Annotated in this window: 16 protein-coding genes; 5 read left to right on the top strand and 11 right to left on the bottom strand. The window is 69.9% G+C overall.

Annotated elements, in window-relative coordinates; translation table 11 throughout:
- Positions 1–81: 81 nt before the first annotated feature.
- Positions 82–2,631, top strand: coding sequence for an ATP-dependent helicase HrpB (hrpB, locus tag HL658_RS12200; RefSeq protein WP_180282250.1), 2,550 nt, complete (start codon positions 82–84; stop codon positions 2,629–2,631).
- Positions 2,632–2,702: 71 nt separating this feature from the next.
- Here the strand turns inward: hrpB and HL658_RS12195 are convergent, their stop codons facing one another.
- From HL658_RS12195 to HL658_RS12185, 3 genes are all read right to left on the bottom strand, one after another.
- Positions 2,703–2,915, bottom strand: a complete 213-nt coding sequence (locus HL658_RS12195) for a hypothetical protein (RefSeq protein ID WP_180282249.1) — start codon at positions 2,913–2,915, stop codon at positions 2,703–2,705.
- A 96-nt stretch (positions 2,916–3,011) separates the two neighbouring features.
- Positions 3,012–4,211, bottom strand: coding sequence for a PP2C family protein-serine/threonine phosphatase (locus HL658_RS12190; protein ID WP_180282248.1), 1,200 nt, complete (start codon positions 4,209–4,211; stop codon positions 3,012–3,014).
- A gap of 12 nt (positions 4,212–4,223) precedes the next feature.
- Entirely contained in the window at positions 4,224–4,529 is a 306-nt protein-coding gene (locus HL658_RS12185) for an STAS domain-containing protein (protein WP_180282247.1), read from the bottom strand.
- Between the two features lie 255 nt (positions 4,530–4,784).
- Between HL658_RS12185 and HL658_RS12180 the strand changes: the two genes are divergently transcribed.
- Positions 4,785–5,102 carry a hypothetical protein gene (locus tag HL658_RS12180; RefSeq protein ID WP_180282246.1) on the top strand — a complete coding sequence of 106 codons (318 nt, stop codon included), beginning with the start codon at positions 4,785–4,787 and terminating at the stop codon, positions 5,100–5,102.
- Positions 5,103–5,189: 87 nt separating this feature from the next.
- Positions 5,190–5,606, top strand: coding sequence for an HRDC domain-containing protein (locus tag HL658_RS12175; RefSeq protein ID WP_180282245.1), 417 nt, complete (start codon positions 5,190–5,192; stop codon positions 5,604–5,606).
- 7 nt (positions 5,607–5,613) lie between these two features.
- On the opposite strand, the gene HL658_RS12170 is transcribed toward HL658_RS12175, so the two are convergent.
- The 3 genes from HL658_RS12170 to HL658_RS12160 form a co-directional block, all read right to left on the bottom strand.
- Positions 5,614–6,069: an NfeD family protein gene (locus HL658_RS12170; protein WP_180282244.1), complete on the bottom strand. Its 456-nt coding sequence runs from the start codon at positions 6,067–6,069 to the stop codon at positions 5,614–5,616.
- Positions 6,070–6,086: 17 nt separating this feature from the next.
- Complete coding sequence (locus HL658_RS12165) at positions 6,087–7,088, bottom strand: SPFH domain-containing protein (RefSeq protein ID WP_180282243.1); 1,002 nt, start codon at positions 7,086–7,088, stop codon at positions 6,087–6,089.
- A 66-nt stretch (positions 7,089–7,154) separates the two neighbouring features.
- Positions 7,155–8,279 (bottom strand): AI-2E family transporter, encoded by a 1,125-nt coding sequence (locus HL658_RS12160; RefSeq protein WP_180282242.1) that lies wholly within the window; start codon positions 8,277–8,279, stop codon positions 7,155–7,157.
- A 99-nt stretch (positions 8,280–8,378) separates the two neighbouring features.
- Here HL658_RS12160 and HL658_RS12155 point away from each other — a divergent pair, with 99 nt between their 5' ends.
- A complete protein-coding gene (locus HL658_RS12155) occupies positions 8,379–8,894 on the top strand; it encodes a CreA family protein (protein ID WP_180282241.1) in 516 nt (171 codons plus the stop codon).
- A 33-nt stretch (positions 8,895–8,927) separates the two neighbouring features.
- Here HL658_RS12155 and HL658_RS12150 read toward each other — a convergent pair whose 3' ends face one another.
- Entirely contained in the window at positions 8,928–10,019 is a 1,092-nt protein-coding gene (locus tag HL658_RS12150; protein ID WP_180282240.1) for an AbrB family transcriptional regulator, read from the bottom strand.
- A complete protein-coding gene (locus HL658_RS12145; RefSeq protein ID WP_343055077.1) occupies positions 10,016–10,885 on the bottom strand; it encodes a M14 family metallopeptidase in 870 nt (289 codons plus the stop codon). Before HL658_RS12145 ends, HL658_RS12150 begins: the two co-directional genes overlap by 4 nt.
- A gap of 342 nt (positions 10,886–11,227) precedes the next feature.
- On the opposite strand from HL658_RS12145, the gene HL658_RS12140 reads away from it, so the two are divergent.
- Positions 11,228–12,091 (top strand): N-formylglutamate amidohydrolase, encoded by an 864-nt coding sequence (locus HL658_RS12140; RefSeq protein WP_180282238.1) that lies wholly within the window; start codon positions 11,228–11,230, stop codon positions 12,089–12,091.
- A gap of 7 nt (positions 12,092–12,098) precedes the next feature.
- On the opposite strand, the gene HL658_RS12135 is transcribed toward HL658_RS12140, so the two are convergent.
- The 3 genes from HL658_RS12135 to moaA form a co-directional block, all read right to left on the bottom strand.
- Positions 12,099–12,905, bottom strand: a complete 807-nt coding sequence (locus HL658_RS12135) for an NAD kinase (RefSeq protein WP_180282237.1) — start codon at positions 12,903–12,905, stop codon at positions 12,099–12,101.
- Between the two features lie 55 nt (positions 12,906–12,960).
- Positions 12,961–14,058, bottom strand: coding sequence for an Rpn family recombination-promoting nuclease/putative transposase (locus HL658_RS12130; RefSeq protein WP_180282236.1), 1,098 nt, complete (start codon positions 14,056–14,058; stop codon positions 12,961–12,963).
- Positions 14,059–14,144: 86 nt separating this feature from the next.
- Entirely contained in the window at positions 14,145–15,224 is a 1,080-nt protein-coding gene (moaA, locus tag HL658_RS12125; protein WP_180282235.1) for a GTP 3',8-cyclase MoaA, read from the bottom strand.
- Positions 15,225–15,398: the final 174 nt, after the last annotated feature.

The following is a 15,398-nucleotide window of genomic DNA, read 5'->3' as shown; positions in this document are numbered from 1 at the left end:
TGCGCAGTGTCCCCCATTTGCGCGTGCAACGCCAGCGGCAGAGGTTGACGCGAAGGCGGCTTTCGCGCCACCAAGGCGGCCATGGCGATCCCCTCCCTTCCCATCAATCCGGTTCTGCCCGAGCTTCTGGACGCGCTCGACGGCCCCGGCCTCGCGGTGCTCCAGGCCCCGCCGGGGGCCGGCAAGACGACGCGGGTGCCGCTGGCCCTGCTCGACCGGCCCTGGCTGGCCGGCCGCAAGGTCGTGGTGCTGGAGCCGCGGCGGCTGGCCGCCCGCGCCGCCGCCCGCCGCATGGCGTCGATGCTGGGGGAGGAGGTCGGGCGCACCGTCGGCTACCGCGTGCGGCTCGACACCCGCGTCGGCCCGGACACCCGCATCGAGGTGGTGACGGACGGCCTGTTCCTGCGCCGGCTCCAGGAGGATCCGGAGCTGGCGGAGGTGGGTGCCGTGCTGTTCGACGAGTTCCACGAGCGCGGCATCGACGGCGATACGGCGCTGGCCCTCTGCCTGGAATCGCGGGGAGCGCTCCGCGACGACCTGCGGCTCTGCGTCATGTCGGCGACGCTGGACGCGGCCCCGGTGGCTGCCCTGCTCGGCGGTGCCCCGATGGTGACCAGCGAGGGCCGCGCCTTCCCGGTGGAGACCCGCCATCTCGACGCCCCGCCGCCCGGCGCGCGGATCGAGGACGCGGTGGCGTCGGCGGTGCGCCGGGCGCTGCGCGAGGAGCCGGGCAACGCGCTGGTCTTCCTGCCCGGTGTGGGGGAGATCCGGCGGGTGCAGGCGCTGCTGGAGGCGGCGGAGCTCGGCCCGCAGACCGACATCGCGCCGCTCTACGGCGACCTGTCGGCGGACGCGCAGGACCGCGCCATCGGCCCGACCACGCCCGGCCGGCGCAAGGTGGTGCTGTCCACCGCCATCGCCGAGACCAGCCTGACCATCGAGGGCATCCGCATCGTGGTGGATTCCGGCCTGATGCGGGTGCCGCGCTTCGACCCGCGCAGCGCCATGACCCGGCTGGCCACCGTCCGGGTCTCCCAGGCCGCGGCCGAGCAGCGGCGCGGCCGTGCCGGGCGGCTGGAGCCGGGCGTCTGCTACCGCCTGTGGCCGGAGGCGCAGCAAAGGGCGCTCGCCCCCTTCGGCACGCCGGAGATCCTCGACGCCGATCTTGCCCCGCTGGCGCTGGAGCTGGCCCAGTGGGGGGTGGCGGAGCCGGAGTCGCTGTCCTGGCTCGACCCGCCCCCGGCCGCGGCCATGGCGCAGGCGCGCGAGCTGCTGCGGGAGCTGGGGGCGCTCGACGGGCGCAACGCCGTCACTCCGCACGGGCGTCGCATGGCCGGCTTCGGCGTGCACCCGCGTCTCGCCCACATGATGCTGCGGGGCCGGGAGCTGGGGCTGGGCGGGCTGGCCTGCGAACTGGCGGCCCTGCTGGGGGAGCGCGACATCCTGCGCGCCCGGCCCGGCCAGCGCGACGCCGACCTGCGCGTTCGCGTTGAGGCGCTGCGTGCCCTGGACGGGCCCGCAGACGGTGGGGGGCGGGGGCGCCTCGCCGACATCGACCGCGGCGGCGCGCAGCAGGCGTTGAAGCAGGCCCGCATCTGGCGCCGGCAACTCGGCGCGCGGGCGGGGGAGGGGAGCGTCGGGGCGACCGGTCTGCTGGTGGCGCTCGCCTATCCCGACCGCATCGGCCAGCGGCGGCCGGGCGGTGGAGTGGGCGGCGGGGCAGGGGGGCAGGCGGCGAGCTACCGCCTGTCCAACGGACGCGGCGCTTTCTTCGCCCAGGCCGAGCCGCTGTCGGCCGAGGACTGGCTGGCGGTCGCCGATCTCGACGGCGCGGTGCGCGAGTCGCGTGTCTTCCTGGCCGCCCCCGTGACCCAGCCTGAGCTGGAGGAGGCCTTCGCCGAGGCGATCACCGAGACCGAGGAGGTGACCTGGGACGCGCGGGAGGAGGTGGTGCAAGCCCGCCGCCGCCGCACGCTGTTCGCGCTGGTGCTGAAGGAGACCCGGCTGGCGAAGCCGCCCGCCGACGCGGTGGCGCGCGCGATGGCCGAAGGCGTGCGCCAGATGGGGCTCGCCTGCCTGCCCTGGACCGACGAGCTGCGCCGTTGGCGGGAGCGGGTGGCCTTCCTGCGTCGGATGGAGGGGGAGGAGTGGCCGGACCTGTCCGACGCCACCCTGATGGACACGCTGGACGACTGGCTGGTCCCGCATCTCGATGGCCTCACGCGCCGCGCCCACCTGGAGCGTCTCGACCTCGGCAGCGCGCTGCGCGCCCTGCTGCCCTGGGCCATGCAGAAGCGGCTGGAGGAGGAGGCGCCGACCCACGTCACGGTGCCCAGCGGCTCGCGCGTGCCCATCGACTACGAGGGGGAGACGCCGGTGCTGGCGGTGCGGTTGCAGGAGATGTTCGGGTTGGCGGAGACGCCGCGCGTGGCGCGCGGCCGGGTGCCGCTGCTGCTGCACCTGCTGTCGCCGGCGCGCCGTCCGGTGCAGGTCACCCGCGATCTGGCAAGCTTCTGGGCCAACGCCTACCGCGAGGTGAAGGCCGACCTGAAAGGCCAGTACCCAAAGCATTACTGGCCCGACAACCCGCTGGAGGCCGAGCCGACCGCGCGCGCGAAGCCGCGGCGGTGAGGAGAAAAGCCCTCCCCCGTCATCAGATGGGGGAGGGTTGGGTGGCGGCCCGGCGCGGAAACGCCGTCAGCTCAACCCTTCAGCGCCGCCCAGTCCAGCTCGTACACCTTGTCGGCGGGCTTGTAGCCCTTGAAGGCGGCGATGACGTCGTCGACGGTCACGCCGTCGGGCACGTTCTGGATCTCGTAAACGATGGAATCGCCGCTGGTCGGGCCGACGTCGGCGGTCTTCAGAGCCTTGCTGACAAGGCCTTCGCGCGCGACCTTGATCATGATGGAAGCCATGCTGTCACCCCTGTCCGGATGGTTTGTTTGCATTGCGGCATTAAGTCGTAAAGCGCCGCCCTCCGCCACGCGTCGAAGGGTCGCATGCGACCGTGATCAGCGCCGCGCCACCCAGATCGCGGTCAGGTCGTCGCGCAGCCGCTGGCCGTGGTCGGCATCGAAATCGGCCATCAGGCGATGCAGCGGGCGCTCCGGTGCCGCAGCCAGTGCGCGCGCCATCAGGTCCAGCAAACCGGCCTCGCCCAGCATGCGGTCGAAGGCGTCGCGGGCCTCCGTCACGCCGTCGGAATAGACGAGCAGGTGATCGCCGGGCCGGAAGGGCTCCACGCGGTTCTCGTACTCCGCCCCGGCGAAAGGGCCGAGCAGCGGGCCGGCGCTGTCGATGGCGCGCAGCCCCGCCGCGTTTCCCAGGATCGGGCTGGTGGTTCCCGCCGCGGCGTAGAGCAGCTGATCGGCCGCGGTGTCGAAGACGCCGTAGAAGGCGGTGGCGAATTGCCCGACGGGCAGGATCTCGTTCAGCCGCCCGTTCAGGTCGTGCAGAAGTAGGGCGGGATCGGCCAGCGCCCCCTCGGGCACGCGGGCGAGCAGCGTGTGGAGCCGGAAGGCGTTGATCGCCGCGGCGATGCCGTGGCCGGACAGGTCGGCCGCGAACAGCCCGACGCGCCCGTCGTCCAGCTCGACGATCGTCCAGAAGTCGCCGCCCACCTCGTCGGAGCTGCGGAAGACCGCGTCCACGGCCAGCCCGCGCCGTTCCGCCAGCGCCGCCACGGCGGCCGGCTCCGGCACCAGGGCCAGCTGCATGGCGCGGGCCTGGCGCAGGTCGCGCTCGATGCGCTCGCGGAAGGACCGCAGCTCCTGCACCAGCGCTCGGCGCTCCAGATGGTAGCGGACGCGCGCGATGCATTCGCCGGGATTGACCGGCTTGGAGATCACGTCGGTCGCCCCCGCCTGGAAGCAGACGGTGCGCAGATGGTCGGAGTTCAGCGCGCTCTGCATGACGATCGGCATGTCGCGGAAGCGCGGGTCCTGCCGGATGCGGCGGCATAACGGAATGCCGTCATGCCCCCCGAAGGTGGTGTCGAGGATCAGCAGGTCGGCGTCGAACCGCTCCAGTGTGCCCAGAACGGCATCGGCGTCGGCCGCGAACTCCACCCGGCGGATGCCCGCCCACTGCAGGAAGCGGGCGAGGGTCTTGCGGTTGAAGGCGCTTTCATCGGCGATGACGACACGGCGTTCATCCAGCGGGATTCCGAGATCGATCCCGTAGAGGCTGTTGGGAGGGGAGGCGCCGGTCATCCGGAGGCCATGTCAATCCACGATGTTGAACATCTTGTTGAACTTCGCGATGGTGAACAGCCGCTTCACCTCGTCGCGCGCCCCACGGATGGTGAACTCCAGGTTCTTCTTCTGCGCCGTGTCGCGGGCGATGATGAACATCCCGAGGCCGGAGGAGTCCACGAACTCCACCCCCGACAGATCGAACACCATGCCATGACCCGCCGGGCGGTCGAAGGTGGCGATCAGAGTCCGGAACTTGTCATGATCGGCGAAAGTCATGCGGCCGCTCAGGAAAAGTTCGGTCGCGTTCGGGCTGTCCTTGACCGTGAACTCCATGACACGCTCTTCCGTTGTTCGGCATCCGACCGCACCAGGACGGGTTGTCGGCGGCGGTCACCTTAGCACGGTTGGCGAAATTGTGCTATGCACGCAAAGATGTCGTTTCCATGACAAGGCTATGCCGTAGGGCTTTGCTTGCCGGACATCCGGCAATGCTGGAGGGAACAGGGCAGCCGTGGCGTTCTTGCGGCTTTGCGGAATGAATGGCCCGTGGCATGCTGGCCGCCTGACCCAAGGGTCACGGAGGATGGAATGGACAAGGATCGGGCCGGGCGGCGCGGCGCCCTTCGTGCCTTCGGTGCGCTTCTCGCCGGTGCCGCGGCGACCGGGCTGGCTCGACCGGCGGCGGCGTTCCGCGTGGTGGACGGCAACGACCTGCGCGCGGTGCTGGACGAGGGCTGCGGCTCCACCGCCTATCACCGCCGCGCGCTCGCCGAAGCGGCGGCCGGCCTTGGCACCGACCTCACGCCGGATCAGCGGCGCATGGTGCTGGCGTCCCTGCCATGCCCGACCTGTGGCTGCAATCTGGTGCAGGCGGCGGCGATCGCCGACGGTGCGGCGCCCTTCTGAATTTCCGGCGTTTTTTTCGGCCGTCAATAAACGCGTAAGGTGGACGCGCTACACCCCAAGGTGTCGAGTCGCGCAGGTGAGGCCACCATGACCACCGAGATCAGAACCTTCCAGATTCCCGACACCGATCGGGAGGACGCGCAGGAGACGCTGTCCGCTTTCCTGCGTACGGTGGAGGTCGAACGCATCGACACCGCCTATGCCGACGGTGGCTGGCGGATCCTGGTCCTGTATCAGGACCTGCGGCGCAAGGAGGAGTCGAAGCAGATCGAGTCGGCGATCGTTGCGGAGCTGAGCGCCTGGCGCGACAAGGCCGCGGCCCGCGGCGGCGTGGCACGCGAGGCGCTGCTGCCCGACGACCTGCTGCCGGAGATCGCCCGCTTCGCCCCCACCACCGAGCGCGAGCTGTCCGTCATCCTCGGCAGCCGCGACATCGACGTGGGGCCGATGGCCCAGGAGATCGCCGCGGTCGTCCGCAACACGCTGGAAGCGCTGGTGGATTGAGCCGATTCTAACCCTCTCCCGCGTCTTGCGGGAGAGGGGCGCGTTCCACCCTCAGCACCACGCCGTTCACGCCCACCACCCGCACGCGGGTGCCGGACGGCATGTCCGGGCCTTCGACCGCCCAATGCGAGTCGCCGACCTGCGCGCGGCCGTGACCGTTGACGATGTCGGTCTCCAGCGTGTGCAGGGTGCCGATGTATTGCTCGGCCCGCCGGTTGAGGTGCAGGCCGTCGGCAGCGTGCTCCTGCCGGCGGAACAGGAAGCGCGCGATCACCACCCCGGCGATGGAGATCATCGCGAAGATGAGGAACTGGTACTCCCCACCCATCGTGGGCCAGACCAGCAGCGCCACACCCACCGCCGCCGCCGCACCCGCCAGCCAGATGATGAAGGCGGTGGGCGCGAAGATCTCGACGACGCCGAGCGCCAGCGCCACCACGAACCAATGCCAGAACTCGACCATCGTCGTCCGTGCTCCCGTCAGCCCCACGGGCCCTTGGCCGCGGGCGGCGTGTCGTCCGGTGGCGGTTCGGCCGCGGGCGCAGCGGGTGCGACCGGGGCCGGCTTCGCCATGGCGTCCCGCGCGATCTCGGCAATGCCGCCGATGGCTCCGATCACCCCCGTCGCTTCCAGCGGCAGGAACATCACCTTCTGGTTGGGGGCGGAGGCGAGCTTCGTCAGCGACTCGACGTAGCGCTGGGCGACGAAATAGTTGATGGCCTGCACGTTGCCGGCGGCGATGGCCTCCGACACCATGCGGGTCGCCTCGGCCTCCGCCTTGGCCTCGCGCTCGCGCGCCTCGGCGTCGCGGAAGGCCGCCTCGCGGCGCCCCTCGGCCTGCAGGATGGCGGCTTGCTTCTCGCCCTCGGCGCGCAGGATGGCCGCCTGCCGCAGACCCTCCGCCTCCAGGATGGCGGCGCGGCGTTCGCGCTCGGCCTTCATCTGCCGGCCCATGGCGTCCACCAGGTCGCGCGGCGGCTGGATGTTCCGGATCTCGATGCGGGTCAGCTTGACGCCCCAGGGGGTGGTCGCGTCGTCCACCACGGCCAGGAGCTGGGCGTTGATCTTGTCACGCTGCGACAGCAGCTCGTCCAGATCCATCGAGCCCATGACCGTGCGGGTGTTGGTGACGGTCAGGTTCATGATCGCCGATTGCAGGTCGTTGACCTCGTAGCTGGCCTTGGCCGCGTCGATCACCTGATAGAAGACCACGCCATCGACCGTGACCATGGCGTTGTCCTTGGTGATGACCTCCTGCTGGGGGACATCCAGGACGGTCTCCATCATGGCTTGCCGTTTGCCGATGGCGTCGATCACCGGAATGACCAGATGCAGGCCCGGCGGCAGCGTCCGGGTGTAGCGGCCGAACCGTTCGACCGTCCACTCCCATCCCTGCGGCACGGTCTTCACGCCCAGCACCACGAGCGCCAGGGCGAACACCACCAGCGCGATCACGAACAACGTGAAGCCGCCGAAATCCATCGGTTTTCCCCTTCGATCCGACCCGCGGCGGACCATGCCACGGCGGAGCGGGGAAGGGAAAGCGACTTAGGATCCCAACAGCGCGCCGGCTGGTCGCAGCGGCTCGTGCGCGTCGCACAGGATCTTCATGATGGCCAGGATCGGAACCGCCAGCAGCGCCCCCGGCATGCCCCACATCCAGCCCCAGAACAGGATCGACACGAAGACGGCGATGGGGTTGAGCGACAGCCGCCGGCCGACGATCATCGGTGTCAGGAAATTGCCCTCCAGCGTTGTCAGGCCGATGAAGACCGCTGGCGGCACCAGCATTGCCGCCAGCGTGTCGAAGGTGAGGACGGAGACCAGGAAGATCAGCACGGCTGTGATGCCGGGCCCGAGGAAGGGGATGAAGTTCAGCACCCCCGCCACGGTGCCCCACAGCCCGGCGTTGGGCAGCCCGATCAGCCACATCGCACCCGCGGTGGCGCAGCCCAGCGCGATGTTGATGATGGTGACCGTCGCCAGATAGGTGGCGATGTGCTGCTGCACGGTGGCGGCCACCATGGCGTAATGCACGCGGTCGTCGATGGACCGCATGGTGCCGATCAGCGCCTCCATCGTCGGGCGCCCGCGGGCCAGGAAGAAATAGAGCAGCACCAGCGTGATGACGACGTTGGCGAGCAGCGCCTGGGTGCGGTCCATCACCTGCTGCACCAGCGAGGGGCCGCGCACCACCACCTCCTGCGCGTCGGCGTCCTGTGCCATCTGCTCGATCTGGCGCGAGGCCTCGCGGGCGCGCTGGATGCCCTCGCGGACCTCGCCCATCTTGAACTCCAGCTCGGTCACCACCCGCGGCATGCGCTGCAGCCAGTCGGCCGCCGGGGCCGCCAGCGTGTATACGCCGAAGACGAGCAGCGCCGTCACCCCGGCGACCACGACCGCGGCACCGAGCCCGTCCGGGATGCCCCAGCGGTACAGTCCCCGCACCACCGGGCGCAGCAGCAGGTTCAGCAGCATGGCGAGCGCGATGGGCAGCAGGACGTCGCGCCCGAAATAGACGGCGAACAGCACGCCGATGGCGAGGATGCCGAACAGCGCCACCCGCGCGGGATCGCGGGGATGCACCGCCTCCGGCAACGGGGCGGTGACCGGTTCCGGCCCGTCCGTGTCGGCGGCGGCGTGCGGCACGGCGGATGCGGTCTGGTCGATCATGGATGGCGTTCCCGGCGTGACATCCGAATCCGCGCGGCGCTTGACGGGCGGGCGCCGCGTGACGATCTACTGCCGCGCTTGCAGAAGGAGTCTCCACCCATGCGCGGCCATGCCCGCACCGTTAACGCCATTGCCGCGCTGATGGTTCTCGGCGCGTCGGCGCTCCCCCTTTCGGATGCGCTGGCCGACCGCGTCGGCCGCTTCTCCAACGACTGGACCGGCAACGGGCTGGAGGTGGAGGCCGTCGCCGATCCGAAGGTGCAGGGCGTGACCTGCCACCTCGTCGATTTCGACCGCAGCCTGATCGACCGTCTGTCCAAGGGGAACTGGTTCGAGGACCCGTCCAACGCGTCCATCGCCTGCCGCCAGACCGGCCCCGTCGTGGTCGGCGACATCGAGCTCTCGCAGAAGGGGGAGGAGGTCTTCTCCGAACGCAAGAGCCTGGTGTTCAAGTCGATCGCGATCCGCCGCATCTACGACCGGGCCAACGACACGCTGGTCTATGTCGTCTACAGCCGGCAGGTGACCGACGCATCGGCCAAGATGTCGATCTCCACCGTGCCGCTGTTCGCCGCCAACGCCGAATGGACGAAGGGCAAGCCCGCGGCGAAGTGACGCGGTCCAATCCGCCGCGTCAGTCCCTCGCGCTCAGTCCCCCGGCGCGGAACCCCGGCCGTCCGCGAAGCGGCGCCACAGCAGGAACACCGCCGGGGCCAGCGTGACGATCAGCACGATGCGCACGATGTGGTGGGTCGCCACCAGCGCCACGTCGGTGTGGAGCGCCAGCGCGATCAGGCTCATCTCGGCCAGCCCGCCCGGCGCGAAGGCCAGGATCAGCGCGGCCACGCCCAGCCCGGTGGCGCGGTCGAGCAGGGCGGCGGCGGCCACGGTGATGGCCAGCATGATGACCGTCAGCCCCAGCGCCATCCAGGCGTTGCGGCCGAGCAGGCTCCAGCTCAGCCCGGCGAAGCGGGTGCCCAGCGACGCGCCGATCACCACCTGCGCCGCCGCCACCAGCGCGCCGGGCGGCTTGCCCTCGGTGATCCCCAGCAGGTGGATCACCGCCGACAGCACCATCGGGCCGACCAGCTGGGCGGCCGGAACGCGCAGAAGCTTCGCCACCGGATAGCCGGCGACGCAGGCCCCCAGCAGCAGCATGTCCTGCCACGCGACCGCCATCAGCGGCGGTCCCAGCGAGCCGCGGCTGCCGGGCTGGTAGACGCCGAGCGCCTGGAAGGCGAAGGGGATGGTGAGCACCACCAACATCACGCGGATGGCGTGGACCAGCGAGATGACCCGGTCGTCGCCGCCCATCTGGCTGCCGGCCAGGACCATCTCGTTCAGCCCGCCGGGGGTGGCGGTGAAGTAGGACGTCACCCGGTCCAGCCGCGCCACCCGCCGCAGATACAGCACACCCACCAGCGTGGCGATGGCGAGATAGACGGCAAGGCCGGACAGCGACACCGACCAGCCGCCGATGCGATCGACGATCTCCGGCTCGAAGCCGCTGCCCAGCATCACCCCCAGCACCATGATCATGCCGCCGCGCAGCAGCCGTGGCACGCGCATCGGCACGCCGCCGATGGCGGCGGCGGTGGTGAAGGTCATCGCCCCGATCATCCAGGCCAGCGGCAGATTCATCGCCGCGAACAGCGCCCCGCCGACGCTTCCGATGCCCAGCGCGGTGATCAGCGGAAGAAGCCCGCGGGCGGAGGTGGCGGCGGGCGGGGGCGCGTTCATCCGACGATCCGGCCCAGGCGGACGGCCGTCTGGCCCGGCCGCAGCCGCCGCCCGGGCATGATCAGCACGCAGCCGTCATAGGGGGTGGTCACCAGGGTGGCTCCGTCGCGGGCGATGACGGTGCCGGCGCGGGGGATCACCTCCAGCCCGGTGTAGGTTTCGGTGAAGGTGAATTCGTCGGTTGTGGCGGTTACGGCGTGGGTCACCTCCACCTGGCGGGGCGGCCCGTCGCGGACCGGGATCCGACCGGCGGCGGCGACCGCGGGGTCGATGACCTCCAGCACCGTCAGCAGGCGCAGGCAGACCTCCAGCGCCACCGCGGCGGTCGCGGCCTGCCAGTGCTGCCCGCATTCCACCAGCAGCGCGGTGCCGGCCCCGCCGGCGGCGAAGCGGGGATGGTCGATGAGGCGCAGGCCGGCGGCGTGGCCGGCGTCGGCGACGATCCAGCCGGGATGACCGAGCCTATGGGCCAGCGCCGCCGCACGCTCCGTCCGGCCGCACAGGGTCAGCGGGGCCGAGTCGTTGGTCATCGAATGCAGGTCGAGCAGCACGTCGGCCATCCCGAAGATGGGGAGCAGCGCGCGGGCACGGCGCAGCTCGACGCTGGAGCGGCGGGACTCCAGCACCTCGGTAGCCCACAGGCGGTTCATGTCCTCGTCGATGTAGCGTGACACGTAGGGGCGCTCGGCATCGAAGGCACGGTAGGCCGCGACGTTGGCGAAGGCGAAGGTGAGCGATCCGCGCCGGGGACGCACGCCCATCCGCAACAGCGCGTCGAGCGCGATGGCGCCGCACAGCTCGTTCCCGTGCATCAGGGCGTTCAGCACCACATGCGGACCCGGCTGGCCCGAAACAAGCGTGGTCACATAGTCAACACCGGTGTTGCCGCACCGGTAGGGCGCGATGTCCGGCGGGACCAACTGGACGGGTGGGGCCTGCTCGTTCAACGGGCGATCGCTGGGTTGCGGTGTGCCGGCGCACGGCGCCTTCCTCGTCCCACTATGGAGGAGCGTGCGCCGCCGCGCCACCCATGCCCCGTGCAGTTCCGCCCTGCGCCGTGCGGGACGGCTCCGGGTGGAACTGTGACGGTTTTGAGTCGACGGGCGGCGGCGGCTCGGATATACGCAATCGCATGCGCGGCCCATGATGCACCGCCCAACGGGCGCTGCATTCCGGTCGCTTGTGGTCGTGCGACTCCGGGGAAAGCCATGAGCTTCGTGATCGAGGACGTTCTCGTTCGCAACGACCCGGTCGGGCGCGTGCTGCCCCTCCTGTTCGATTCCCCCCATTCGGGTGCCGTCTATCCGGCGGACTTCCAGTTCTGCTGCCCGCTGCCAACCTTGCGGCACGCCGAAGACACCTATGTGGACGAGCTGTTCGCCGCGGCGCCCGAATTCGGCGCGACCCTGCTGTGCGCTCTCTTCCCGCGCAGCTACATCGACGTCAACCGCGCCATCGACGACATCGACCCCGGCCTGCTCGACGGCTCCTGGCCGTTGCCGCTGCGGCCGACGGAAAAGAGTGCGCTGGGCATGGGGCTGATCCGCGCGCTCTGCCGGCCCGGCCTGCCGCTCTACGACGGCAAACTGCCGGTCTGGGCGGTGGCCGAGCGGATCGACCGTTATTACCGGCCCTATCATTTCCAGGTGGCGAGTGTGATGGATGACCACGCTGCCCGCTTCGGCGCCGTGTGGCACATCGACTGCCATTCCATGCCGTCCGCGGCCGGCGGGATGTCCGGCGGTCCGCTGGCCGATTTCGTCATCGGCGACCGCGACGGCACCACCTGCGAGCCGGGCTTCGTGGCGTTGGTCGCCGACACGCTGGAGGTGATGGGCTATTCGGTGGCGCTCAACAACCCCTACAAGGGGGTGGAACTGATCGCCCGCTACGCCAACCCGGCGCGCGGGCGGCACTCGATCCAGCTCGAGGTCAACCGCCGCCTTTATATGAACGAGCAGACGCTGCAGAAGAACGCCGGTTTCGATCGGCTGCAGGCCGATCTGACCGCGCTGATCCGCCGCATCGCCGTCCACGTCGAGGCGCGCACGTTGCCGAAGGCGGCGGAGTAGTCCCCGCTCAAGGCGTGAACTGTTCCTTGAGGATGCGCTCCTCGAAGTTCAGTTCCGGATCGAAGAGCAGCGTCAGGCTCAGCTCTCGCGATTCCCGCACGTCCACCCGGACCACCTCGCGCACTTCGGTGAAGTCGGCGACGGCGCTGACCGGGCGCTTGCGGTCCTCCAGAACCTCGAAGGTGATGGTGGCGGCGTGCGGCAGCAGCGCGCCGCGCCAACGTCGCGGCCGGAACGCGCTGATCGGCGTCAGCGCCAGCACGCCGGCGTTCAGCGGCACGATGGGGCCGTGGGCGGACAGGTTGTAGGCGGTGCTGCCCGCGGGCGTGGCGACCAGCGCCCCGTCGCAGATCAGCTCCGGCAGACGGACGACGCCGTCCACGGTGATGCGCAGCTTCGCCGCCTGCCGCGTCTCGCGCAGCAGCGACACCTCGTTGATGCCGAGCGCCTCCACCACCTCGCCGTTCACGCGCTCCGCCCGCATCGCCAGCGGGTGCAGGGTGACCCGTTGCGCCCGCGCCACGCGCTCGGCCAGCTCGCTCTCTTTGTAGACGTTCAGCAGAAAGCCAACGGAACCGCGGTTCATGCCATAGACGGGCAGCGGCGACTCCCGGTTCCGGGCGATGGACCGGTGCAACGTCTCCAGCAGGAAGCCGTCGCCGCCCAGCGCCACCACCACGTCGGCCTGATCCATCGGCGCGTTGCCGTACCGGTGCACCAGCCGGGTGCGGGCCGCCCGCGCCTCGTCCGTGTCGGCGCAGACGAAGGCCAGCCTCGGCTGGTCGGCGGTGAGCGTGGCGGATGCGTCGGTCATGGCCGGCCGACCATAGCCCAGGACGCCGCCGCGCGACAGTGCCGAGCGGTGACGGTCAGTGTTGTGCTGGCAGGTCCAGCGCGGCGTCGAGGCTTTCAGCGGTCAGCACACGGCGAAGCAGGTTGTCCAGCTCATCCGGTGCGGTCGCGCGGACCCGCGCGTCGATGGTGGAGGATGAGGCTCCGAACCGGGTATCGATGGCGGCGATGATCGCTTCGATCTTCCCCTCCATCCTGCCCTGGCTCCTGCCTTCGATCGTCCCTTCGACCCTGCCCTCAGCGATACCTTCGACTCTGCCTTCAGCCCTGCCTTCAGCCCTGCCTTTAGCTCTGCCTTCAGCTCTGCCTTCAGCGATACCTTCAGCCCTGCCTTCTGCCAAGCCTTGAGACTTCCACTTTTCCATCCAGCGTTGGGCCTGTGTTGCCAGCATCGTCCTGACCTCCGTCATGTCGCTCGCGGCCGTGGATGAACCAAAATCGCGGATCGCCTGCATCATGAGTTCACTGAACAAAGCCCTCAACGGTGCGCAGTCGGGGTGACGCTGGAACCACGCGATCGCCTGCTCCACCAGGAGCTCCATCGCGGCGGGATCGTCGTGGCCTTGTTCCAGGCGCACCAGAAGGGCAGCCGGGCTGTCGAATCCCGAAAGTATGTCGCGATCGAATGAACCCATGTCCAGAAGATGATAACGGCCTTGCGGTTGCCAAAGCCAGAGGGGCGAGTGGTCCGGAAGGCCGATGAGCTCGGCGAGCTCGGTCGGCGCGTTCCAGCGCGTCTCGCCGTTGTGGAGCACGACCATCAGAACCGGAGGGAGCCGGTCACCCGCTTTCAGCCCGCGCTCGGCGATGATCTGCTGCCACAGCAGCCCCTGGTACACAGTGGCCCTCAGCGCCATCCAGCGGTCGGGGCGCGACTGGAACTCCAGCATCAGATACAGGAACAGATCGGCACCGGTGCTCGAGCGGAGCCGCCAGATCACGTCACTTTCACGTCGCAATCCGGAACGTGCGGCGTGGTGCTTGGCGTTCACCCGCTCCATGCCATCAAATCCGAAGCCCGCCTGCAACGGAAGCGGTACGAAGATCTTGACCAGTTCCTCCACCATGACCGGCAGGGAGAACAGGCGATGATAGAGCGAGTCGGCATCGGTCATGACGGGTCGTCGGCAGCATGGTTGACGCACACGATAGCGTGCGCAACGATGCCGGACAACCGGAGCATGACGAATTTCTGTTTCTATCAGCCGCCGGTGACGCTCATGTGGCGCGGTACAGCCGCCGCGTGCCGGCGTCGGTCGATGATGAAATCGTGACCCTTGGGCTTGCGGGTGATCGCCTCGCGGATGGCGGTCACGAGCAGATCGTCGTCGTCGCTGAGGCGCAGAGGTGTGCGGAGATCGGCGGCGTCCTCCTGGCCCAGGCACATGTAGAGGGTGCCGGTGCAGGTCAGCCGCACGCGGTTGCAGCTTTCGCAGAAATTGTGGGTCAGCGGCGTGATGAAGCCGACGCGGCGACCGGTCTCACGCACCAAGGTGTAGCGCGCCGGCCCGCCGGTGCGGTAGTCGATCTCGTCCAGCGTCCAGCGCTTGCGGAGTTCGGCACGCACCATGGATAGCGGCAGGTACTGGTCGAGGCGGGAGACGTCGCCCATCTCGCCCATCGGCATCACCTCGATGAAGACGAGGTCGAAGCCCATCTCGCCGCACCATTCCACCATCCGGTGGAACTCGTCGTCGTTGACGCCCTTGAGCGCCACGCAGTTGATCTTGACGGCGAGCCCGGCCGCCTTCGCCGCCTCCAGCCCGCCCATCACCTTGTCCAGCCGGCCCCAGCGGGTGATCGCCTGGAACTTGGGCGCGTCCAGCGTGTCCAGCGACACGTTGATGCGGCGCACCCCGGCCTCCGCCAAGCCCTGGGCGTGCTTGAACAGCATGGAGCCGTTGGTGGTCAGCGTCAGCTCGTCCAGATCGCCCGAGCGGATGTGGCGGCCGAGCGAGCGGATCAGGTCCATGATGTTGCGGCGGACCAGCGGTTCGCCGCCGGTCAGCCGCAGCTTGCGGGTGCCGAGCGCCACGAAGGCCGAGGCGACGCGGTCGATCTCCTCCAGCGACAGCACCTCCGCCTTGGGCAGGAAGTTCATGTCCTCCGCCATGCAGTAGACGCAGCGGAAGTCGCAGCGGTCGGTGACGGAGACGCGCAGATAGTTCACCGCCCGGCCGAACGGGTCGATGAGCGGCGCCGTGCTGCCGGTGCCCGTGCTGGCCCCCGTGCTGGCCCCCGTGCTGGCCCCCGTGCTGGGATGTGCGGCGGTGTCGGTCATGGTCCTGCTGATGCCTCCCTGGGGCGTCGGCGCATCGTCGGCTGGCACAGGGCGCGCCGTTCGCTGTGCTGACAATATAAGTGCGGGCCGCCGTCCTGTCGCCCCCTGGCTCGCGCGGATTCTTCCGCAGGTCGGAAAGCCCGCCCTTGACCGGGATCAAGGGTGGCGGCGGTT

This window comes from Azospirillum oleiclasticum (assembly GCF_013423485.1).
GTDB classification, from domain to species: domain Bacteria; phylum Pseudomonadota; class Alphaproteobacteria; order Azospirillales; family Azospirillaceae; genus Azospirillum; species Azospirillum oleiclasticum.
This window is presented reverse-complemented; position numbering and strand designations above follow the sequence as displayed.